Consider the following 23,597-nt stretch of genomic DNA (forward strand, 5'->3'; position numbering starts at 1 on the left):
ACTGCCACTAGTTAATGCAAACTTCTCACCTGGAGTTGTGCCACCGTATGGCGGATCGCGGTTTCTATTTGTGGGCAGCAACCGTGGCACACCTCCAGGCGAAAATCCTGACAAATAATTCCTGCATGAATCGAGCCTTAATTACGTTTTTACTTTCCTGCCTGTCTCCACTCGTTTTCGCACAACAGACCGAAATCTGGGTTGCGCCGGATGGGTCGGATGCCAACGCCGGAACGAAAGAAAAGCCGCTGGCCAGTTTGCCGATGGCGCTTCGTAAGGTTCGTGAACTACGTCGGCTGGCCGATCCGGGTATTGCGAATGGAGCGCATATCTATTTGAAAAACGGCCTGTATTCGCTGGTCGAGCCTGTTTTTGTTCGTCCGGAAGATTCTGGTACAACTGCTAGTCCTACGATCATTGAAGCCGCTCCGAATGAAACCCCAATTTTAAGTGGTGGAATACCAATTACTAACTGGCAGAAGGTTAAGGGTAACGTAACTGGTTTGCCGAAGGAGGCTGTTGGAAAGGTATGGGTAGCCGATGCGCCGAGGGTAGGAGGGCGATTGGTCGAATTCCGACAGCTCTGGGTAAACGGGGAGAAAGCAACTCGGGCAAAAGACACACCTTACCCATTGATGAATCGCATCTTGTCATGGAACAAACAGGAGCAAACCTGCTGGATTCCGACTCCAAAATTTGGTGATTTGTCGAAAGCTTATGGCCTTGAAATGCTCATTCATCAATGGTGGGCAGTTGCCAATTTGCGCGTCAAACAAATTGATATACAGGGCGATAGTGCTAGGATAAGCTTTCATCAGCCCGAAAGTCGCATTCAGTCCGAGCACCCCTGGCCCGCTCCCTGGATGTCGAAAGAAACCGGGAATTCGGCATTTTACCTTAGCAATGCGATCCAGTTTCTGGATCAGGCGGGGGAGTGGTTTTTAGATACCAGAGCCGAAAAGGTTTACTATATTCCTCATCTGACCGACAACCTGGCTACTGCTCAGGTCATGGTGCCTGTACTCGAAACGCTGGTTCGTATCGCAGGAACGGTCGATAGTCCGGTATCAAATGTAATTTTTAAGGGAGTCTCATTTCAGCATACGGGCTGGCTCAGGCCCTCGCAGCATGGGCACGTTCCGCACCAGGCAGGGTTGTATATGCTGGACGCCTACAAGCTGAAAATTCCGGGTACACCCGATAAAAAATCGCTGGAAAATCAAGCCTGGGTGGGCCGTCCGGCAGCGGCTGTGGAGGTGTCATTTGCCAACCATACCGGTTTCGACAATTGCCGGTTTGAGCATCTGGCGGCAACCGGACTGGATTACAATAAAGGCGTACAGGACAATACCATTCGTGGGAATCTGTTCAGAGACATTGGCGGCACTGGCATTATGGCCGGTGTTTTTGCCGACGAATCGACGGAGATCCATCTTCCTTATAATCCAGCTGATGAGCGGGAAGTGTGTAGCAATATGCTCATTAGCAACAACCTGATTACCAATGTAACGAATGAAGACTGGGGTTGCGTCGGCATTGGAGCTGGCTATGTTCGGGGAATCTCTATCGAACATAACGAAATCAGTGATGTCTCTTACAGTGGCATCAGCATGGGATGGGGGTGGACTAAAACCATTAATGCCATGCGGAATAATAAAGTGATAGGGAACAGAATTCATCACTTCGCCAAACACATGTACGATGCTGCGGCCATTTATACGTTGTCGGCGCAACCGGGTTCGACCATTGCAGAAAACTACATTGACAGTGTCTACAAAGCGCCCTATGCGCACCTTCCCGCCCACTGGTTTTACCTGTATACCGACGAAGGTTCGTCGTATTTTACGATAAAGGATAACTGGACACCCTCCGAAAAATATCTGCAAAACGCCAATGGCCCGAACAACGTCTGGGAGCACAATGGCCCGCAGGTAGCCGATAGCCTAAAGACAAAAGCGGGTATTCAGCCACTCTATCAGCACTTGCTAAAGGACAGGGTTAAGCCAGATTCGAAGTGGGGTATCAATAAGGAAAATCCGGTCATCGTTGAGTTGGTTGCCAACCCCGATAAGCCAATTGACAAACAACGGCTCAGAGAAGTGCTGATTCGGGCTAAAGTAAATCCCAATGCGCTCTATCAGTGGGAGAACCACTATGTCATTTTCGATAAAGTGCAGGACGTTTTCGTATTGAGTGAACGGCTGAAGTCCGCCTTCCCAACCGCAAAGGTTAAGACCTATTATGATCTATTTTACGAATTCAACAGAAAACGTTGCGATGCTGGCCAGACAAAGGGTGATTGGGAGCATACGATATTAACCGCTAATCTGGTCGCTGACCCTGTGCTTCAGAACGATTACCTGGCCTATCATGAAAGCCAGTTTGATAAATGGCCTGAAGTTGCCAGAGGATTCTGCAATGCGCAGTTTCAACAAGTGTTGCTATACAGGAACGGGCGGCAATTGATGCTGGTGATCAGCCTTCCCAAAGGCGAACGTTTAGACAAACTCAACCCGAAAACCACCGAAAATAACCCCCGCGTCGAGGAGTGGAATGCCCGGATGAAAACGTATCAGGAAGGGATTTCGGGCACCAAGCCGGGCGAGGTATGGGTAGAATTGAAAGCGATTCGATAGTTGCTCCGATGCAGAAGTGATGACTAACCACGAACAAACCATGCTACGAGTAAGCACCTTACTTTTAATGACCATCCTGGCCGCTCAGGCCCAACCGCCAGTTCGTCAGTCGCTTACGCTCTGGTATTGGCAGCCTGCCCGTCAGTGGGTAGAAGCGCTTCCTATTGGCAATGGGAGACTAGGTGGTATGGTGTTTGGCGGTGTTGAAACGGACCATATTCAGTTCAATGAAGAAACGCTCTGGACGGGCGGACCGCGTGAATATCAGCGAGAAGGAGCGGCTCAATACCTGCCCCAGATTCGTCAGCTGCTGGCCGATGGCAGACAGGTTGAAGCAGAAAAACTAGCCCAGGAGCATTTTATGGGCAAACAAAGCAACGAAGAAGGATACGAACAGAAGAAAACGGCCTGGCTGGCAAGCGTACGTAATCTGACCAGTGCCAGTGCGAATCCGGCGGCTACTGCTTTTGATGATCGTGCCTGGAAAACAATGCCCGTTCCAACGGCTGATGGTTGGGAAAAGGTCGGATTGGAAGGGCTGGACGGTGCTCTTTGGTTCCGGACTTCATTTGACTTACCACAGGCCTGGGCAGGAAAAGATGTGGTATTGGATATGGGGCGTATCCGCGATCAGGATTTTACTTATCTCAACGGTGAACTGGTTGGCTCCGATGAAGGCATCGCCAAAAACCGACGTTACAAAATTCCGGCGGCTAAACTGCACGTTGGTAAAAATCAAGTGGCGATTCAGGTCATTAATCTGTTCGATAAAGGGGGCTTTATTGGCGTCAAAACCAGCCAGCCGACATTTGTTGTTTATCCGGAAGGGCAACAACCGGCTGATGGTGTTCCGCTGGCGAAACCATTTAAATACTGGGTTCAGGATGAGACGCCCCCGGCTTCGCCCCGTTACCAGGCCGATTATCAGCCATTTGGTGATTTGTGGATCCAGTTTGGAAACACAGTACAAGCCACAAATTATCGTCGGGAACTGGACCTGACGACGGCGATTTCCCGTGTTACGTACGCTGTCAATGGAGTGAATTTCACCCGCGAATACCTGGTAAGTGCACCCGATCAGGTTATGGCTGTTCATCTGACGGCCAGCCAGCCGGGTAAAATCAGCTTCGACGCTACACTGAATAGTCCACACCGGGGAGCGTCCGTTCGGAAAATTGATGACCAAACCATTGCTCTGGCGGTTCAGGTACGCGACGGAGCCTTAAAAGGGGAAAGCTTACTTCATATCCGAACGAAGAAGGGCCAGATAGCCGTGGTGGGCAATAAACTGACGGTGTCGGGCGCTGACGAAGCAACGCTGTACCTAACGGCAGGAACTAATTTCAAAAACTACAAAGACGTTTCAGGCGATCCCGCTACCCTGAGCCAGCGCCCGTTACAGGCCATCCGTTCTAAAGGTTTCGATGCGATCAAATCGGCTCATAGTCGGGAGTATCAGACATACTTCAATACCCTGACACTCGATTTGGGCCACTCGGCCAACGAGCAGCTACCAACCGACGAACGGCTTCAGCGTTTCGAGAAATCATTGGACCCGGCACTGGCTGCACTGTATCTTCAATACGGGCGGTACCTGCTGATTTCGAGTTCGAGGCCCGGCACGCGTCCGGCTAATTTGCAGGGTATCTGGAACGATCTGCTTACTCCGCCCTGGGGTAGTAAATATACCACCAACATCAACCTGGAGATGAACTACTGGCCCGCCGAAATGCTGAATCTATCGGCTTGCCATGAACCGATGTTTGCAGCCATCGAAGAACTGGCCGAAGCAGGGCGAAAAACAGCTAAAGCACACTACAATGCCCGTGGCTGGGTGCTGCATCACAATACCGATCTCTGGCGCGGTACGGCTCCCATCAATGCATCGAATCACGGGATCTGGGTGAGCGGTGGAGCCTGGGTGTCGCATCATCTCTGGGAGCATTATCGCTACACGCAGGACCGAACCTTTCTGCATGATCGTGCCTACCCGATCATGAAAGAAGCCGCTCGTTTTTTCGTGGATTTTCTAGTTAAAGATCCCAAAACGGGCTGGCTCATCAGCACGCCTTCCAACTCACCGGAGCATGGTGGTTTGGTTGCCGGGCCGACGATGGATCATCAGCTAATCCGGGATCTGGTCAAAAACTGCATAGCGGCCAGTGAAGTTCTCAATACCGACGCTGCATTCCGCGATACTCTCCAGACAATGTATCGCCAGATTGCCCCAAACCAGATTGGTAAACGTGGTCAATTGCAGGAATGGTTACAGGACGTCGATGATTCTAAAGATACCCATCGGCACGTTTCTCACCTTTGGGGTGTTCATCCAGGCACCGATATTACCTGGGATGATACGCCCGATCTGATGAAAGCTGCCCGGCAGTCGCTTTTGGAGCGTGGCGATGAAGGGACGGGCTGGAGCCTGGCCTGGAAAATCAATTTCTGGGCACGTTTTCGCGATGGAAATCACTCGTACAACATGCTCAAGTTGCTGTTTCGTCCCGCCATTTCGCCGGAAGGAACAACAGGTGGAGGGTCTTACCCCAATCTTTTCGATGCACATCCACCCTTTCAGATCGATGGGAATTTTGGCGGTTCCAGCGGCATTGCTGAAATGCTGTTACAGAGTCAGGGGAAAACGATTGATCTGCTCCCGGCGCTTCCAACGGCGCTCCCAACCGGATTTGTCAACGGTATTTGCGCTCAGGGTGGTTTTGTGTTGAACATCCGCTGGCAAAACGGGCGTTTGAGCGGGGTTGAGGTTACCTCCAGAGCTGGGCAACCCTGCGTACTTCGCTACGGTGATAAGGAGGCTCGTTTTACGACTGAAAAAGGGAAAACGTACCGATTGAATCAGGATCTGACCGTATTATAACGTTTCATTTAGTCGCGTCAATGTACGCCGATGGCAATGTTTTAATACGTTTCAATTTCTGGCGTAATAGCTCCGGTTTATCGGCGCAAGTGTGGCTGGTATCTCGTTTATCTTCTGCTGTTTTGCTCTGACAGAATACCAAATTCAGGTTGACGTTTGCCTGGCTTCTGGGGTCGATAATATACCCTGAATCTGGCTATAAAATGGGTGGGAAATAATGTCGCAAATCACCCTTTTTTTGCCGGTTATACCCCCTGTTGAAGTCAGTTGTGGGTGGTAAATTTGTTCTGTTAATCAACGGAACAACAACTACAAAATGACACAACTCCATTCAGTAAACGCAACGCAAAAAACCATGAAAAAGACAAAAATCACGTACTGGGTATTGACAGGATTATTCGCTTTTGTTATGGCGGGCTCGGCCATTCCCAATATTATGGTTAATCCAATGTCGGTGCAGGGTTTTCAAGAAATGGGTTATCCGACCTATATAATCCCGTTTCTGGGCTGGGCCAAACTTCTTGGTGTGGTGGCCATACTGGTTCCGGGTTTTCCGCGTATTAAAGAATGGGCGTATGCCGGACTCATTTTTGATTTGCTGGGTGCTACGTATTCCGTCGCGAATAGCGGTAAGACTCTCGGCGAATGGTCGCCTATTTTCATCTTTGTTGCGCTGGGTTTTGGTTCGTATTTTTTCTATCATAAACGGTTGAAAGAATCCGCTTTGAGGAGCTCTGAAACCGTTCAGAATGACTTTCGGGTAGCTATGTAGGCTGAATCGAAAACGAAGATTAACGTCCCGGAAGGTCAACCCTTTCGGGACGTTTCTGTTAGGGCTGGTTCGGGTCAATTTTCAGACTTTCGAGCTTCTCCTCTTTCTGTACGGGCGTTTTTACGTGCCGAAAGTTGTTGCCATTTACCGTGATATTCTGGGTTTTCCCGCCGTTTAGTTTCAAAAATACATCGGTGCCCACTTTCGGAAAACAGCCGTAAATGAAAGCATCGTCTACATCGTTTAACTCCACTACAGGCGTGTTGGCGTGCGGGGTTCGGCTCGTTACGCCGTCGATTTCCAGATCATGCACCTCGGCCGCTTTGATAGACGGCCCACTCGCCGTATTGACCGTTACGTTATGAAACGCTACCTGCCGGGATTGATTGATCACAAATCCCGTTTTTGCCCGGAATTCCAGCCCGCTGAAACTGATGTTTTCGATGGGCATTTCGGCCAGGCCGTTCAGAAAACCAGCCTGATTGGTTTCGGCAGTGATGTTGCTGAAATGAATATTCCGAAAGGCCGGTGTCCGCTCTGAAACGGGTTCAGGTTTCGTCGCGGCATACTGCATATCGAGCACAATGGCCTGTTCACGGATGTTTTTCATGATGATGTTGTCCACCCGAATGTCCTCAACAACACCGCCCCGGCCACGTGCCGTTTTTATGCGAATTCCCCGGTCGGTACCGTCGAAAACACAATTCGAAATCACGATTTTTTTTACGCCCCCCGACATCTCACTACCAATCACTACGCCCCCGTGTCCGGCCAGCATGGTACAGTTCGTGATGGTGTAATTTTCAGCCGGTGCGTTCATTTTTCGGCCCGCCCGATCTTTACCCGATTTGATAGTGATGCAATCGTCGCCCACGCTGATGTGACAGTTGGAAATATGCACGTACCGGCACGATTCGGGGTTAATGCCGTCGGTATTGGGCGAATGCGGGTTGTTGATGGTTACACCGGTCACGGTCACGTTTTCGCAGAACTCCGGATTGACCGTCCAGAAGGGCGAGTTGCGAATCGTAATGCCTTCGATCAGCACATTCTTGCAATGCATCGGCTGAATGAAGGGTGGCCGAAGAAATCCTTTTTCGACCCAGCCCGGCAAATCGGGACGCAGAATGTCTTTGTTCAGGCGATGGAATTCATCTTGCCACGTTGAACCGGGCGATGTCTTGACGGTAACTTCTGAATAACCCCACCATTTTTTGCCGTGTCCATCAATGACTCCACGCCCCCGAATGGCAATATTTTCGGCTTTGTAGGCATAAAACAAGGGCGAAAAATTCGTCACATCGGTTCCTTCCCAGCGTGAGGGAACCATCGGCAGGTAATCGTCGAAATTATCGCTAAAATGCAGTTCGGCACCCGCGTCGATCAGGATGGTAATGTTGCTTTTGAGGTGAATGGGGCCCGTCAGATACTTGCCCGGTGGGAAATAGATCGTTCCTCCGCCCACTTTCACGGCCGCATCAATGGCTTTTTTGATAGGCCCAGTTGCGATTTTGCTGCTATCATTCTTTGCTCCATACTGCACGACATTGAAATAGAGAGATTGTTGTCCTGATGCACTGATCGTTCCAAAAACAGTCAGGCAAAATACAAGTAATAGCGAATAGATCGTGGTGGTTTTCATGCGGTTGCTTCGTTGAGTATAGCAATCAGTCAAGTTCTACCATGGCTTTAATAACGCCGGTAGTTGGATTGAGCCAGGTTTCGAAACTGTCTTTCACCTGACCAAAATCAACGCGATGCGTAATGTACGTTGTGGGATTAACCAGCCCTTTTTGCATACAGGAAATTACGTGTTCGAAGTCGGCGCGGGTTGCATTCCGGCTGCTCATGAGTGTTGCTTCACGCTTGTGAAACTCTGGATGGCTGAAGGAGATATCACCTTTCTGGAGGCCGACCAGCACATAACGTGCCCCATGTGCCATAAACCGAAAGGAATTATTGATCGCATGTCGGCTCCCCGTCGCATCAATAACCACAGTCGGCATATCACCGTTTGTGATGGCATGAAGTTGTTCAGCAACCGAGTCCGAACTGGCATTAACGGTATAGTTAATGTGGAGTTTATCCCGGCAAAAAGCGAGCCTGGAGCCGTTGATATCCATGGCAATAACCCGACCACCCGCGATTTGGGCAAACTCCATAATGCCTAAACCGATGGGGCCAGCTCCGATCACCAGCACGAATTCGCCGGGTTCAATACCTGCTCGCCAAACACCGTGGGCACCAATGGCCAGTGGCTCTACCAAAGCCAGTTCATCGAAAGTCAAGCCCTGACCATGCACCAGTGAATAAGACGGAACAGACAGGTATTCGGCCATGCCACCGTCGATATGAACACCGCTGACCTTCATCTGCGTGCAGCAATTCGGTTTGCCGGATCGACAGGCAATGCAACGGCCACAGTGAAAATAAGGAATGATTGTAACCCGCTCGCCCGGCCGGAAACCCGGAGCATCATCGGCCTCAACAAGTTCGCCCGCCAGCTCGTGGCCCAAAATTCGTGGATACGCAAAAAACGGCTGTGTACCCTCGTAAGCGTGTAGATCCGTGCCGCATATCCCGATTCGCCGGATATCAATGATGGCTCTTCCGGGAGCCGGTTTAGGTTTTACACCCTGTTGGTAGTCCAGTTGACCGGGAGTGGTACAAACTAACGTTTTCATCGCGCGTATAAAAGAGGGTAGCACTGCCAACAGGCAATGCTACCGATTAGAAAACAAACCAACCTATTCTATTTTATTTCAGCGGATCGAATGCGCCACCCCAGGTAGTATTCTGAATTAATTTAGGGTTGTTATCGATGGCGGATTGGGGTATTGCAAAGAAGTAGTATTCTGGTTTCCAGGCGATTGAATACTTCGTGTCGAGCTGTTTGAACGCCAGTGTAAAGTAGTTGGTGTAGGCTACATCCAGATTGACATTGTCGCGATTGGTCGCAAAATCAGACGGAACACCCGTTGTTTTCAGATTGATCGTAACGCCGGTTCTACGGGTTCCGTTCAACGTTTTTTCGATCAGCTTCCAGCGACGTAAATCCCAGAATCGTTTGCCTTCAAACGCAAATTCAATTTGCCGTTCGTACAGAATGGCATCGAAGAGTTCGGCACGGGACATGTTGGCTTTCAGACCGTATAAACCATCGGTACCTGCTTCAATTCCCGCCCGTTTGCGGACGGCTTTGAGTTGCGTATAAGCTTCGTCGAGTTTATTGATCCCAACAGCGCTTTCGGCCAGGTTTAGCAGCACTTCGGCAAAGCGAATCTCGATCCAGTCGGTTCCCGAATACTGAGCATCACCCGTGCTGACCGAAGGGTTTATGGCTTTACGGGTATAAAATCCGGTGTTGGACGCTTTCGATTCGATGGTTTTGCCGCCTACATAATAGGTCCAAACCTTATAGGCCGTGTTGCCATTTAATGGCCAGTTTGCGCCGTTATAAGCGATCGTTTTATCAAATCGCGGATCACGGTTTTTATAGAACAATTGTTCGGAGTAGGTGTATTTCGTTGACTCACCCGGCTTTTTGCCATCCAGCATTGGAAACGCTTTGACCATTTCCCACGACGGCTGATTGGAGCCGCCAGCCGTTCCGGCATACGATGGGCGTGTGCTGTTATCGTAGCCGTTGCTTTTGGCCGTTTGAGTGCCGGTTGCTGTATTATAGCCAGTCAGAAAAACAGCTTCCGGATTGTTGACTTCCTGAAACCATAGCTGATCGAACGACGCATGCAGACCATAGCCATTGGCGGTTAGCAGATCGTAAGCCTGCTTGTTGGCATCATAGGAGGCTTGCCATCGGGCCTGATCGTCGGTTGGGTTGAACTGTGGGCTGGCAGCATACAATAGTGCCCGGCCTTTCAAGGCAGCAGCAGTGCCCTTTGTAACCCGGCCCCAATCGTTGGCAGTGGTCCAGCGGCCCGGCACCGACGCTATGGTCGAATCCAGATCTTTAACAATCTGTGCAAACGTTTCGGCCGTGGTGTTTCTGGGCAAAAAATCAAGCTGCTTGGCTTCGACACCAACGGCCGCCAGTGGCGTTAAGACCAATGGAACTCCACCGTATAAACGAACGAGATCGAAATAGCGCCATGCCCGAAAAAACTGCGCCTGCGCCCGAAGCTTATTCTTGGTGTATTGTGGTAGCGGCCCTGCTTTTACATCATTCAGGAACATGTTGATGACCCGAATCTTACCGTAGTTGTTATCGGCCTTGAGGGCAGTACCAAAATCGCCAATTTCATTGATCAGCAGGGTTCCCTGAAGGATTTTGCTTTCGCCATACGATTCGTCTGACAGACCGCTAATCCCGAGTGGCTCCGGCCCCAAACTTCCGATTGGAGCGGGCAGATTTTGATCGTAGATGAAATCGAGGTTCATCTGGGTCAGCATCGAATCTTTAAAGATCAGTGACCCCTGTGTTGAACCCAGATCCGTTTTATCGAGCACGTCCATGCAGCTTGTCAGCAGGAGCGATGAACAGAAAGCGACGAGTAGTTTATTGGAAAGTTTCATGATATCGGATGGGGTTTACAAACCAAGATTCAGGCCCAGTGAAAACGACCGCAGCATGGGATAGGAATCGAAATTGCCCGAGTAGGATTTCCAGCTGTATGGATTATACAGATTAAGCGGGTTTGTCGCTACCAGATAAGCACGCACACTGCTTAGCTTTAGTTTGCTGGCCAGAGCAGCCGGCAGCCCATAGGAAAGGTTTAGATTTCGGACCGACAGTTGGGTAGAGCTGACGTACCAGAATTGCGAATCGACCGTGTAGGTGTCCTTATAATACGGGCTTGGGTAAGCCGCATTCGGATTCTCGGGTGTCCAGTGATCAGCCCAGAATACCGGACGATTCGACGTGAGTGTTCCTTGTGCCCGGGCGGTTCCTTCTACCATTGACTGGCCGCCAAACGAACCGCCGATCACAGCTGCCAGCGAGAAGTTTTTATACGAAGCCGAGAAATTAAATCCAATGCTGTAGTGATTGTTGGCTTTTTTGGTCAGGTAGTCTAAATCGGCATCGGTAATTTTCCCATCCGGTGCGGTGAACTGCCCCGACGCATCTTTCGGCCCCCTGACATCCTGATAATAAAGCATGCCTGGTTTGGGAGCAGCACCAAAGAGGGTATAGCCCGGATTCTTTTCCAGATATTGATCAACATCCTGTTGCGTTCTGAACATACCCAGGTAATGGTAGCCCAGCACACCCATATCATTCGATTTTCCGGTTGGATCTAAGTACGTACCAATTTTGCCCCGATCAACATCGACCAGCACCTGCTTGTTGTCATTCCAGGTAAAGAAGGTATTGACTTTATAGGACCAGTCGCTCCCGATTTTATCATTCCAGCCCAGCGAAATCTCCGTTCCGAATCCATTTACAGTCGCGTAGTTTTCGGAGGGTAGGGTAGCGCCAACCAGTAAAGGCACTGACGAGCTTAACGTGGTCAGCATGTTGTAGCGGTGGTCATAGAAGGCATCAAGCGTAACCGACAGCCTATTTTTCAGGAATTGAGCGTCGATACCGACGTTGTATTTCGTATTGTCGTCCCAGCGAGCCTGACGGTTAGCCATCGAGTTGTTGGGTGTCACAACCAGTGGTCGGTCTGCATTGCCGCCAAATACGGCACCTTTCCCCTGCTGAATCGAGTAGCTGGTCAGCCAGTTATAGGCTTTTGTCGCATCACCGCCCAGAAAGCCCAGTGAACCACGCAGTTTCAGGAAGTCAATCCAGCGGACATTATCCCGAAAGAACCGCTCCTCCGATATAACCCATCCAAGCGAGAAGGATGGAAATAATCCCCAGCGATATTCAGGGGCGAAGTTGGTCGAAGCATCGTAGCGAATGGCTGTTTCAAACAGGTATTTGTTGGCGTAGTTGTAGTTGACCCGACCGGCATAAGACAGGAACCCTGTTTCCGACTCTGTTTCTGAGGTTGTTTGGGTACCAGTCGCGTACCGCATGTTGTCGAGGCCACCGATGATGACTCCCTCAGCCATAGCCTGTACATTGTCGGCGTGGGTTTCGGCCTGCTCGAAGAAAGCGATAGCCGTTACCTGATGCTTGCCGAACTGACGATCGTAGTTCAGATAGCCGTTGAATTGGTAGGTATCAATATAGCCTGGATTGATTCGGACGCGGTCGCCATTGTTGAGCGACGTTGTTTTGATGACATCTCCCCCGTAAATGTGCTTATGGTCGCCCAGCATCGAGAAACTATACACGTTGTATTTAGTGCCATACTGCTTCCCAAAGCTATTATCGAACGTGCGGCTGTAGAGAACGCGGGCTTTCAGCCCTTTTACGAATGGAATTTCATAGTCCAGATTCGCGGTTACGTTCAGCCCCGTGCTTTTGGTCTGGGTATAGTTGTTTGAATTCTGAACCTCGAAGAAATTAAAGGCATCGATGGTATTCGTGTTGCCGGAATTAGATAACAGAACCGGTAAGCCATTCACATAAGGTGGTGCAAACTGAGGGGTATAGAGAAGGCCCTTCATGTCGTTCTCCGAGTTTTCGCCACCCTGCTTCAGGTAGTACATGCGTTTGTTACCAATGTAGCTGCTCAATGAAAGAGCTGCTTTGAGGCCTTTCGTTACCTGCATATCAGCACTTGCCCGGAATGTCCACTTGTTGGTATTGATGTTGTCAAAGTTAGCGTCCTGAGCGTTGTAGCTGGCCCCGGCAAAATAGGTTGCTTTATCGTTTCCTCCACTTACGTTGAGGGCATGACGCACAACGGTCGACTGCTGCCAGGCCTTACGTAACCAATCCGTATTGTTGTCCTTGAAATAAGCTAGTTCGTCGGGTGTGTAGATGAGCGGATCGGTCGCCGGTTTTCCGGCTGCGTAGTTCAGGTCATTCAGGTAGGTCGCCTGCTGAACCCCATTCATCATTTTGGGCAGCGTTGCATTGGAAATACCCGTTGAGCCACTATAACTGAATTTAGGCGTCCCGGCTTTCCCGCGTTTGGTTGTAACGACAACAACGCCCTGATTAGAACGGGCTCCGTAAATAGCGGCAGCGGCATCTTTCAACACTGAAATCGCATCCACTTCCGATACATCGAGTGCATTGAAATCATCAGACGATCTGACTACGTTATCGATGACATAGAGCGGTTGAAGCGTTCCGCCATCTTTGGAGAGGATAATTGGGTTACGAACCGTAATCTGGGCATTATCGCCGGGGCGACTCGTACCACCCGAAACACCAACGCCAGGTAACTGACCTGCCAGTACGGCTGATAGGTTATTGACCGGCAGATCCTGCACCGCTTTCATGTCGACCGATGCAACGGCTCCTGTCAGGCTTACTTTTTTCTGTACGCCATAGCCGACAACAACGACTTCGCCCAAGGCAGCTGCATCTTCCTCTAACTGAACGGTAAACGTAGTCTGCCCACTTACCGGAACTTCCTGCGTTTTGAAACCGATATAGCTGAAAATTAAGGTTTCATTCCCTTTGGGCAGGTTCAGCCTGAATGTGCCTTTTATGTCGGTAACGGTACCGGTTTTGGTGCCTTTGATCAACACGTTGACGCCAGGTAAGGGATCGCCTTTCGCATCTTTAACGGTACCGGTAACATTTTCCAGGGGTGCTATCCATTCAGGCGAACCCATAAATAGACCCGCCCGGCCTTTTTCTGCGTAACAGACTTCTTCCGTAACCAATCCCAGCATTAGTGCACAAGCCAGTTTTAGGGTGCTGCTGAAGAGTTTTTGCGTTCGTAAAGCCAAAGTCATGGTGATTGGTTTAATTAAAAAGTTTAGGGAAAAGCAGGATAGTTGAGTAGGGGAAAAGTAAAAAAATACCCGAAAAATATAGCAAAAATTACCCTTGTTTTTTCGGATTTTCAGCCTCTTTTGCAATGCGTTCTTCCCACTCTTTACTTGCTTTTTTCATGTCTATTCCAGCCGCTGATAAAAAGTTATTGATCCGGCCTTTATATTTTCCAAAAACGGCGTGTTTTTTCTCGGATGATTCGGCATCCATCGCCAGTTCACGGGCTTCGGTTAAATAAGCAAGTATTTGAGTTTTTTGGGTATCGGTTAAATCCGGTAACATCGACTGATACCCTTTATACGTCAGCGGCAAAACACCATAGGTCATTCCATCTTTTACTTTCTCGACCTGTGTCGGATTTAAATCGGCTGCCAGCTTCGATAAGTACGCATCATGTAATTTTTTTAGCTTATCCATTGACTCCGCTTCAATTTTATTTTTTTCAGCTTCTGCGGTTTCTTTCTCCGTTATACTTTTGAGGGTATTGAGTGCCTCTTTCCGGCTTTCGTGAATCGCATTAAGACTTCGATATTGCTGAGTAATTGTTTGTTGAACATGCGCCGAAGCCCGCTCGTCGGTGATGCCAAGACCTGCTACAATCTTAGCGGCCCGTTCGTTGATCACCCGTGTGTAGACTGCTTCTTTACTTTCGGGGGTCTGTTGCTGCCCCAACGCTGAACCTATAGCAACGATACAGGTAATAACCACAGTCAGGAAGCCCTTCAACGTGCTAGTCATTTGTGCAAATTTAGAGTCAGAAACTACGTAAGTTAATTTGCCTTACCGGGCATAAGATCTGCCATTAATCGATCAGGTGTGCCTTACTAAATGCGCCTTAAAAACAGGAAAAACCTATATTAAACTATACTTTTCTATAATACAGTACAAAAATATAGTACATTATAGGGCTACAACTGCATTTTTTTGTCAATTTATTGTAGGAAATTATCATAGAACAAATATGAATAATTCAGGTTCTTTCGTTTATATACTAATAGAAGGGTAACTTTCAGCTCAGACACGCTCTAATGAGGTTACTACGTTGAAACCAGACAGATAGTGAGCGACTTTGCCGGTGGTGATATTTACTTATTTCTGATCAATAGCAGTTCAGTGAATAAGCCGGACGAACTGCTTCTATAATCGTAAGTAGCTTGTCCCGAAGGAAAGCCGGTTGTAGCTTTGAATTGTTTTTAGCGTTTATTTTGAATGATTTATCAGTGAAAATCAACAGGAATAGCTGTCAACGGCACTGAATCTTATTTGTTACTAGTATGAAGCCATTATTTCGAAAAGTGACCGTAAAACTGGAGAGCTCGTTTACGGTTCGACATGATACATTACCGCATTTTAAGAATATATGGCATTACCATCCTGAGCTTGAACTGCATTATATTGTCAAGGGGGAAGGCGTCCGATTTATTGGTGATAAAATCAGCAATTTCTCGCACGGTGAAATTGTATTGGTCGGTGAAAATTTGCCGCATACCTGGCGCAGTAATGAACAATATTTTCACAACGATCCGGATTTAGCAATTGAAGTTATCGTTATTCAATTTTTGCCGGATTGTTTAGGTGAACATTTGCTGAAATTACCGGAGGCTTATTTAATTCCCAAGCTCTACGAAAAAGCCAAGAGCGGCATGGTTATTACCGGCAAAACAAATCAAAAACTTGTTGAGCTAATGCGCCAGGCCGTGCACGCCACTAATCTTGATAAAATTATCATTCTGCTCTCAATTCTTAAGACGCTGGCTGAAACCGATGAATACGAGATGATTGTTAGCGGCCGGGCCGAATTTTATCAGTCCAATGAAACCGATACACTCCGGCTGAATAAGGTTTGTAACTATACGCTAACAAATTATAAAAAAGATATCACACTGGAGGAAATTTCGGCTATCAGCAATTTAAGTGTTACGTCATTTTGCCGGTATTTTAAATTGATGACCAATAAGACGTATTATGACTTTTTGATTGAAATACGAATTAGTCATGCCTGCCGGGCTTTAATTGAAGATAAAACGCCAACCGAAGTGATCTGTTTCGATTGCGGCTTCAATAACGTGTCGAATTTTTACCGCCACTTCAAAAAAGTGACGGGACTGACACCGCTGGAATACAAGCGTAAATATTTGAATAAAGGCCGTGTTTTGGTCGCCTGAGTCGATTGGTTGTCATTCAGTAGACATGACAACCAATCGATTTTATTTCAACAATGCCTTCAAAACACGCTTTTTTACCTTGAAAATGGTGCCATGCTTATGGCCTTCCGGAATTGACGTTTGGGTGGAAACGTCCGTGAAGGTTTTGAAATCAGCGGTTTTTACAGCACCATACTTTTTGTCCTGATACGAGTCAAAATAAATTAGCCAGTTGTTACCAACTTTAGCCACGGATGGGCCTTCGGTAAATTTCTTCGTGAACGGTTCCGATACATTGGTAAAGGGCCCGGTTGCGCTGTTGCCAAAGGCTACTTTCAGGTTCCGCTCCGGACGGGTATTGTCTTTCAGAACCAGGACATAATCGGCCGCTTTACGTTTTACAATTACCGCATCGATCACACTGAATTTAGGGTCGAGAAAGAGCTTGGTCGGCGCGAAGGTTTTGAAATCTTTCGTGGTCGTGTAATACATGCGATGGTTATTCTTCTCGTCCTCAATACCCCGCTCAAACCGATTTGGGATCGTTGACGCCCAGATGATGACAAACTGGTCAGCTTTGTAATCATAAAACAGTTCGGGCGCCCACACATTTACCGTTGTCGGCTCGTGTTCCATAACCGGTATGAACTGCTCTGCCGACCAGTGAATCAGATCGTTTGAACTGGCGTAACCAAACCCTTTGTCGTCCTTCCAACTGCTCGTCCAGACCAGATGAAATGTCCCATCTTTCCCCTGCGCAATCGACGGGTCGCGCATGACTTTCTGATTACCAATTTCGGGCTTCAGATACGTGTGATTGAGGTCTGTCCATTTATAGCCATCATGACTGTAGAGCAATCGAAGCCCTTCGTTGGCTGGCTCATGAAACGAACTAAACAGATAGACGCTCTTCGAGCAGGAGCAGAAGAACAGGGTAATGAAGAGTAAACAGATGATCCGGTTCATTTTTTCTGAATGACTAAGACCCAATCATTGCCTGCTTTGGGTTCGGCGGGTGGGTTAAATTCCTGAATACCATTGTTCGATACATCGCCGATTGAGACTGTTTTTCCATCTCGTGGATTGAACCATGAGGCAACTACTGTATCGCCCGGAAGTTTACCCATGCTTAGCCTGATGTTTCGACCCGTATAGGTGTAAACCAAGGCGTAATCCGGACCACGGCTGGCGACCAGATAGTCATACCGACTGCCCTGATTGGCGATCAGTGACTGGTCGGGAACACGGTCGAAAAAGGAGTAAGCGAGCAGCAGATTTTTCAGATGAATCATCTGTCCGGCTCCGGGGGCATCAATGGCTTTGTCCCAGGTTTCGAGGGGGCCAAACGAGGTATCCTTATCGCCCAGCTTATACATCTGCATCACCGAATTATGCCCATAGGTGTAGCCAAACGCCCCTGCCAGCACAGACCAGTAACCGTATCGGCGCACATCATCGGCCGTCCAGCGGGGGAGGTTAACATCGTGCAGTCCGTGCGGAATACCTTCATACGAGGGCTCACCATCGATAGTCGGTTTGAGTGGTTTCAGGGCTAGATCAGCCTGAATGTACCGCCAGTTGTCTTCGCCGTAATGCAATGTTTCGTTTGCTGCCGTATCCTGGGCATACGTCTTATGGCCGGACTGGATCATGTTGAAATCCAGCCAGTCTTCGTTGTGGAACCACTCCGACGAGGACGATCGACCACGCGGATGAAACGTGATTAAATGTGTTGAATCGATCTGGTTGATGGTTCGGCCGATAGTTTTCCAGACATCCAGCGAATCGCTCCCTTTAATATCTCCGCCATTCAGCCAGATGATATTTGGTCGGTTTTTGTAGCGATTGGCTAAAAATTCAGCAAACGTTTTGGCTTGCGGCTGATTCACACCGCCTTTTTTTACATTGTTACCCCAAACGGGAACCAGTGCCATATAGATACCCTTTTCGGCCGCTTTATCAATGACAAAGTCGACATGGTCCCAGTAGTCATAGGCCAGGCTATCACTAAACGAATCACCTTCAGTAACCAATGGTGAGGCAACATTCCGATCGATCAATGCCGAGTCGCCATAGGCATTGGCGGCTGCAAGGGTATGCAATACCATTACCTGAATGACATTAAAGCCCTTTTGCTTTCTGTTTTCCAGATACGTCTCGACTTCTTCCCGCTTTAACCGGCTGAACAATAACCAGCCTGTATCACCCAGCCAGAAGAAGGGTTTGTTGTCACTGGTGGATAGGAATCGGCCATTCGATGTAACAAGAAGCCGACTTGCTTCCAACTCTTTTTCGGTTGGGCTACAGGCAACCAGTGTGGCTGCTACGAGAATAAAAAAGAAGGTTCGTTTGATTATTAAATTTAGCATTTACAAAGAATGGGCTTTTTGAGGGCGGTAATGTGTATGATTTTTTCGGCGGTTTGTATGATTTTATCAATCCTGTATGGCCTAAAAATAGAACTTCCCGAAAGTTTTAAACTTTCGGGAAGCGAAGGGCTAGTAGCTGGTGAACGGGGGCTAACGCCAGTTCTCTACCGTTAATCAAAATTCCAATTGCCTACTGTCAATACCCTGCATTCTGGGTTATGGCGTCATTTTGTGAGCGAACAATCTGCGGAATCGGCCATAATAGTTTATTCTGATTAATGGCTTTGCCTTTTCCCGTTAGCACCGGAATCGCCCGGTTTGTTCGCTTCAGATCGAACCAGCGGTTGAATTCAATGGCTAATTCCGTACGACGCTCGTGTTCGATGGCTAAATCAAGGGACGCGTATTTTGCCGATGGATACGTTGCATCGCCGTATTTGGGCAGTTTGGCCCGTGTCCGTACCAGATTGAGGTAGGTTGCGTCGCCCGTTGCTTCGGTCAACAGCAACAGCACATCAGCATAACGTAAAACCATAAAGTTGTTGTTAGCCAGTGGGTTACCACCAACCTGAGTGGCTTTCGTGTCGGTCCATTTGATCGGGTATTTCTGATTAATGAACGTCCCGGAGTTGTTGTAGCCAAGCGCAATCGAAACATCCCGGCGGGTATCGCCCGTTTCGTATTCATTGTACAAATCGTCCGTAACCTGATTCATGCCCCCACCGTAAAAGCCCAGAAAATTGTTGTTGGGGTAAAACGTCTGGTAATACCGGCTAAAGGGTGCTGAAGCATTTCCGCCCAGATACTGAATCTCGAAAATAGATTCTTTCGTGTTTTTTACGTTCGGACCCCACAAATCGGCATAATTGGGCAGCAACGAATACTGGTTGCTGTTATACACTTCTTTCAGTACGGTTGCGGCTGAGGCTTTATCTCCTAGTGTCAAATACACTTTTCCAAGCAAGGTCTGCGCAGCTCCTTTTGAAACCCGGCCAGGAATGGTGATAGCTGTAGCTAATGGCAGTTTTTCGGCCGCATAAATGAGGTCTTTTTTGATCTGATCATAAACGGCAGCTTGTGGAGAACGTAGCACTTTATAACTGTCTTCGCCGGTGAGGGGTGTCGTTACGATGGGTACATCACCCCAAAGCTGGACCATGTTAAAATAGTACAATCCCCGTAAGAACATCATCTGGGCTTTGACCCCTTCTTTGTAGGGAGTGGCCAGATTCGCGCCTTCAATTTTGTCCAGGACAATGTTAGCGTTGAAAATGGCCTTGTAGTATTCCTGCCAGAACTGATAAACCATGGTGTTGGACGTGGCCAGGCTGTAATCTTTAAACTGCCACTTATCGGCCTGAATCCCTGAGATATTAAACACGATGGCATTATCGCTCATTTGCTCGTTCGCATACGAGACCGATCCTTCAGGGTGGTAAACCGTGTAGAGTGAGGCATAAGCCGCATTGACTGCCAGTTCGAAATCATCCTGGGTTTTGAAATTATCGGCCGTAGGGTTGGAGATCGGCGTTAAATTCAGAAACGATTCCTTGCAGCCTGATGCCAGTAGCCAGATGCAGAAGAGGGTTAGAGTATGTTTTATCGCTTTCATGAGTTCGCTTTTAACTAACTAAAAATCAACCTTAAGCCCGACTGTAACAACGCGTGGTAATGGATACGACCCGTAATCAACTCCGATAAAAGCACCGTTGGGCGCGTTTCCTGACGCATTCAGCCCGTTGCCGCCACTGGCGTAGTTGCTGGCTCCGTAGGTCGTGTTTTCAGGGTCGTAATTGGTGTATTTGCTCCACAGGTAAACGTTTTCTGCATTCACGTACAACCGGGTAACTTTAAACGGCGTTTTGCTGGTAAGCGACGCGGGCAGGGTGTATGAGATGCGGATGTTTTTCAGACGCGTGAACGATGCATCTTCAACCCAAAGACTATGGAACTGATCCTGCAAACCCGTCAGGCCGAGCGTTGCCCGAAAGTGCTTGCCATCGCCCGGATCTGATTCTGACCGCCAGCGATTATCGACATTGGCGAACATGTTGCGACCATTGTTCCAGAACCCTAAATAGCGGAAGTTCTGATTCACAATTTCACCCCCATACGAACCCTGGAGCATGAATGAAAAATCGAAGCCTTTGTAAGAGAACGTGTTTGTAAGACCAGCAATGAAGTCAGGCTGGTAGTTCCCTAAGGTAGTGCGGTCGTCCGGGGTAATTTTTCCGTCACCGTTCACGTCCCGAATAATCGGATCGCCGGGTTTTGTGGAGCTATAGTGCGGTGCCGCATCGACAGTTGCCTGGTTTTTAAAGACACCATCGACAACATAGCCGTAGAAATTCGAGATCGGCTGGCCAACTTCGGTTTTCACCGCTACGACGAAATCGGTGTAGATGATCGGTGCATTGCCAGGCCCTAATTGCAACACTTTGTTGCGGTTAATGCTGAAATTGAAATCTGTCGTCCATAGTAATTTGCCAGTTGTATTTTTGGTGTTCAGATTGAGTTCAATCCCCCGGTTCTGCATCCGGCCAATGTTGGTCAGCTGCGTCGAAAAGCCCGAAATGTCGGGTATCGGTACGTTCAGCAGCATATCGCGGGTAACCGAATTGTAAAATTCGGCCGAAACCCCTATGCGATCGTTCAGCATTCGCAGATCGATACCAATGTTCAACTGGTTGGTCCGTTCCCATTTCAGGTTCGTATTGGCGATGTTGCCAATGGTAAGGCCCGACGCTAACGCTGAGCCAGATACGTAGTTGGACGAACCGAGCAGGCTGATCGCGCCGTAGTTGGGAATCTGGTTGTTACCCGCTACACCATAGCTGGCGCGTAGTTTCAGGCTGGAAACGAATTTGATATTTTTCATAAACGTCTCGTCCGAAATCAGCCAGCCTGCCGATACGGATGGGAAGTAACCCCAACGCGTGTCAGCCCCAAATCGAGAGCTACCATCCCGCCGAATGGCTGCCGTAAAGAAATATTTATTCTGGTAGTTGTATTGAGCCCGTGCCAGATACGAAATCATTGACCATTCGGTCGCGGTACTGGAGCCGCTGGTTACGACACCGGCATTCAGCGTTTCGACCAGATCATTAGGAAAACTCCCCGAGGTAACTGTTGCAAACTCATCCCGCTGTTTCTGAACCGAATAACCGGCCAGCAGATTCAAGCTGTGATCGCCAAACAGCTTGTCATACGTCAGGGTGTTTTCCGACAGCCAGTTCAGCGAGTATGTGCTCTGGGTGTTCCCTTCAGCGGGGAGCAGGCCCGAATAACCATATCCCTGATTTTTAACGCGATATGAATTCAACCGGGTATTGAACAGGTTACCGCTGATGCTCGTCCGAAACTTAAGGTCGTCGGTAATAAAATAATCGGCAAAGGCTGTTCCGAGCGTATTAAACGATTTGTTCTGCTTGTGGTAAAACCGGGTCAGCGAATACGGATGCCAGAGATTCAGGTCGTTGTAGGCGACATATTTATTCCAGACAGAATTTGGATCGCGATAACCCAGATTCCCATTTTCATTGTAAACCGGGAAAATAGGGTCACTTTGCTGTGCCAGGCTGATCACGTCACTTTTGCCTTGTGTACCTTCTGTTCGGTCAAAAATAGTGGTGGCTCCCAGGTTCAAACCAAGCGAAAACTTGTCAGAAACCTTGTGTTTGATGTTGGTGCGAATGGCCAGACGTTTGTAATAGTTCTGATCCAGAACTGCCTGCTGATCGAGATAAGCCCCTGAGAATAAAAATTGCGTTTTCTCGGTTCCGCCCGAAACCGACAACTGTGCGTTGTGCGACGGAGCCACCCGAAACATGACATCCTGCCAGTCGGTGCCGTTACCAAACTGCTGGGGATTGGTGATAAAATCGTCGGGGATGCGATACGTTGACGGGCGAACGCTATTGGGGTCAGTCGCTTTATTGACGCCAGGATTCAAATCGACCCACGCATTATTGTGCGCGTCGATGTAATAACCAATCCACTGTTGGGCATTCATCAGCGGAACTTTCCGCGCTACCGTTTGGGTGCCATATTCATAACCCGCGCTGATGGTGGTTTTGCCTGGCTTTCCTAATTTAGTCGTGATAAGTATAACACCGCTGGCTCCTCTTGATCCATAAATAGCAGCCGACGACGCATCTTTCAACACATCGACCGATTCGATATCCTGCGGATTGATCAGGTTAAGATTAAAGTTTTCGAGCGGAACGCCATCCACCACGAATAAGGGGTTCGTGCCCGCTGTAATGGAACTAACACCCCGTATGCGGATAATCGGAGAAACGCCCGGCGCCCCCTGCGACTGAGTAATGTTTACGCCCGCAATTTTGCCCGCCAGTGACTGAGTGACATTGCTGAACGAACGGTCTTTCAGTTCGTTGAAGCCAACTGATGCCACAGCTCCGGTTATAGCCCGTTTGCTCTGAGTTCCGTAACCGACCACAACAACCTCATTCAGCGTTTTATTCGATGGCAGCATGCCCACATCGATGACCGAACGATTGCTGACGGCAATTTCCTGGGAGTCGAAACTAATGGAGCTAAACACCAGAATGGCATCTGCATCGGTAGCAATCGAGTAAAGACCGTCCTGGTTGGAGATCGTTCCGGTCTTTGCCGATTTTACCAGTACTGAAACGCCTGGTAATGGTTTTCCACTCTCATCCGTAATTTTACCTGTTACAGTAACCGGCTTTACCTGTCCATTAGCTGGAAGGAAAATAAAACAAAGTAAAGTAAATAAGAGGCTGGCCAAAAGCGACCGCGGCAACGATAGGGTAGGGTTCATTTCAATAGCGTTATCGGTAAATTAGCTAATCAAATCATGAAAAACTACTAAAAATAATACGTGAAGGTAAGCCGATGCAGGTACGCCACTCTCCTGTACTCTCCTGTTCTATCACTTAATTCGAAAGAAAACGAAAGTCTATATTTCCTCTTTTCAGCGGTAGATAGCGTCTTATTAAACTATAATC

The 23,597-nt window shown here is 48.6% G+C and carries 13 protein-coding genes; 4 read left to right on the top strand and 9 right to left on the bottom strand.

The window, feature by feature from the left end:
* The first annotated feature begins 14 nt into the window (after positions 1–14).
* The 3 genes from G8759_RS13780 to G8759_RS13790 all read left to right on the top strand — a co-directional run bounded on the left by G8759_RS13780 (position 15) and on the right by G8759_RS13790 (position 6,286).
* Positions 15–2,636, top strand: coding sequence for an L-rhamnose mutarotase (locus G8759_RS13780; RefSeq protein ID WP_197933131.1), 2,622 nt, complete (start codon positions 15–17; stop codon positions 2,634–2,636).
* A 40-nt stretch (positions 2,637–2,676) separates the two neighbouring features.
* Complete coding sequence (locus G8759_RS13785; RefSeq protein WP_232074247.1) at positions 2,677–5,514, top strand: glycoside hydrolase family 95 protein; 2,838 nt, start codon at positions 2,677–2,679, stop codon at positions 5,512–5,514.
* Positions 5,515–5,869: 355 nt separating this feature from the next.
* Positions 5,870–6,286 carry a DoxX family protein gene (locus G8759_RS13790; protein WP_167208860.1) on the top strand — a complete coding sequence of 139 codons (417 nt, stop codon included), beginning with the start codon at positions 5,870–5,872 and terminating at the stop codon, positions 6,284–6,286.
* 58 nt (positions 6,287–6,344) lie between these two features.
* Here G8759_RS13790 and G8759_RS13795 read toward each other — a convergent pair whose 3' ends face one another.
* The 5 genes from G8759_RS13795 to G8759_RS13815 form a co-directional block, all read right to left on the bottom strand.
* Positions 6,345–7,928 carry a glycoside hydrolase family 28 protein gene (locus tag G8759_RS13795; protein WP_167208862.1) on the bottom strand — a complete coding sequence of 528 codons (1,584 nt, stop codon included), beginning with the start codon at positions 7,926–7,928 and terminating at the stop codon, positions 6,345–6,347.
* A gap of 25 nt (positions 7,929–7,953) precedes the next feature.
* The gene (locus tag G8759_RS13800) at positions 7,954–8,970 is read right to left on the bottom strand and encodes a zinc-binding alcohol dehydrogenase family protein (protein ID WP_167208864.1); all 1,017 of its coding nucleotides are present in this window, start codon (positions 8,968–8,970) and stop codon (positions 7,954–7,956) included.
* 73 nt (positions 8,971–9,043) lie between these two features.
* Positions 9,044–10,819 carry a RagB/SusD family nutrient uptake outer membrane protein gene (locus G8759_RS13805; protein WP_167208866.1) on the bottom strand — a complete coding sequence of 592 codons (1,776 nt, stop codon included), beginning with the start codon at positions 10,817–10,819 and terminating at the stop codon, positions 9,044–9,046.
* Positions 10,820–10,834: 15 nt separating this feature from the next.
* Positions 10,835–14,053: a SusC/RagA family TonB-linked outer membrane protein gene (locus tag G8759_RS13810; RefSeq protein WP_167208868.1), complete on the bottom strand. Its 3,219-nt coding sequence runs from the start codon at positions 14,051–14,053 to the stop codon at positions 10,835–10,837.
* Between the two features lie 88 nt (positions 14,054–14,141).
* On the bottom strand, positions 14,142–14,831 hold the full coding sequence (locus G8759_RS13815) for a DUF3826 domain-containing protein (protein WP_167208870.1): 690 nt from the start codon (positions 14,829–14,831) through the stop codon (positions 14,142–14,144).
* Between the two features lie 536 nt (positions 14,832–15,367).
* Here G8759_RS13815 and G8759_RS13820 point away from each other — a divergent pair.
* Positions 15,368–16,258 (top strand): AraC family transcriptional regulator, encoded by an 891-nt coding sequence (locus tag G8759_RS13820; RefSeq protein WP_167208872.1) that lies wholly within the window; start codon positions 15,368–15,370, stop codon positions 16,256–16,258.
* A 42-nt stretch (positions 16,259–16,300) separates the two neighbouring features.
* Here G8759_RS13820 and G8759_RS13825 read toward each other — a convergent pair whose 3' ends face one another.
* The 4 genes from G8759_RS13825 to G8759_RS13840 all read right to left on the bottom strand — a co-directional run bounded on the left by G8759_RS13825 (position 16,301) and on the right by G8759_RS13840 (position 23,410).
* Positions 16,301–17,203, bottom strand: a complete 903-nt coding sequence (locus G8759_RS13825) for a glycoside hydrolase family 43 protein (RefSeq protein WP_167208874.1) — start codon at positions 17,201–17,203, stop codon at positions 16,301–16,303.
* A complete protein-coding gene (locus G8759_RS13830) occupies positions 17,200–18,606 on the bottom strand; it encodes a glycoside hydrolase family 140 protein (protein WP_167208876.1) in 1,407 nt (468 codons plus the stop codon). Before G8759_RS13830 ends, G8759_RS13825 begins: the two co-directional genes overlap by 4 nt.
* A gap of 196 nt (positions 18,607–18,802) precedes the next feature.
* Complete coding sequence (locus G8759_RS13835) at positions 18,803–20,218, bottom strand: RagB/SusD family nutrient uptake outer membrane protein (protein WP_167208878.1); 1,416 nt, start codon at positions 20,216–20,218, stop codon at positions 18,803–18,805.
* An 18-nt stretch (positions 20,219–20,236) separates the two neighbouring features.
* Positions 20,237–23,410: a SusC/RagA family TonB-linked outer membrane protein gene (locus G8759_RS13840; protein WP_167208880.1), complete on the bottom strand. Its 3,174-nt coding sequence runs from the start codon at positions 23,408–23,410 to the stop codon at positions 20,237–20,239.
* Between the last annotated feature and the right edge of the window lie 187 nt (positions 23,411–23,597).

Source organism: Spirosoma aureum, assembly GCF_011604685.1.
GTDB classification, from domain to species: Bacteria; Bacteroidota; Bacteroidia; order Cytophagales; family Spirosomataceae; genus Spirosoma; species Spirosoma aureum.

Coding starts and splice junctions, on each gene's coding strand:
- G8759_RS13780 (WP_197933131.1), top strand. CDS start 15: ATGCAAACTTCTCACCTGGAGTTGTGCCACCGTATGGCGGATCGCGGT.
- G8759_RS13785 (WP_232074247.1), top strand. CDS start 2,677: ATGCTACGAGTAAGCACCTTACTTTTAATGACCATCCTGGCCGCTCAG.
- G8759_RS13790 (WP_167208860.1), top strand. CDS start 5,870: ATGAAAAAGACAAAAATCACGTACTGGGTATTGACAGGATTATTCGCT.
- G8759_RS13795 (WP_167208862.1), bottom strand. CDS start 7,928: ATGAAAACCACCACGATCTATTCGCTATTACTTGTATTTTGCCTGACT.
- G8759_RS13800 (WP_167208864.1), bottom strand. CDS start 8,970: ATGAAAACGTTAGTTTGTACCACTCCCGGTCAACTGGACTACCAACAG.
- G8759_RS13805 (WP_167208866.1), bottom strand. CDS start 10,819: ATGAAACTTTCCAATAAACTACTCGTCGCTTTCTGTTCATCGCTCCTG.
- G8759_RS13810 (WP_167208868.1), bottom strand. CDS start 14,053: ATGACTTTGGCTTTACGAACGCAAAAACTCTTCAGCAGCACCCTAAAA.
- G8759_RS13815 (WP_167208870.1), bottom strand. CDS start 14,831: ATGACTAGCACGTTGAAGGGCTTCCTGACTGTGGTTATTACCTGTATC.
- G8759_RS13820 (WP_167208872.1), top strand. CDS start 15,368: ATGAAGCCATTATTTCGAAAAGTGACCGTAAAACTGGAGAGCTCGTTT.
- G8759_RS13825 (WP_167208874.1), bottom strand. CDS start 17,203: ATGAACCGGATCATCTGTTTACTCTTCATTACCCTGTTCTTCTGCTCC.
- G8759_RS13830 (WP_167208876.1), bottom strand. CDS start 18,606: ATGCTAAATTTAATAATCAAACGAACCTTCTTTTTTATTCTCGTAGCA.
- G8759_RS13835 (WP_167208878.1), bottom strand. CDS start 20,218: ATGAAAGCGATAAAACATACTCTAACCCTCTTCTGCATCTGGCTACTG.
- G8759_RS13840 (WP_167208880.1), bottom strand. CDS start 23,410: ATGAACCCTACCCTATCGTTGCCGCGGTCGCTTTTGGCCAGCCTCTTA.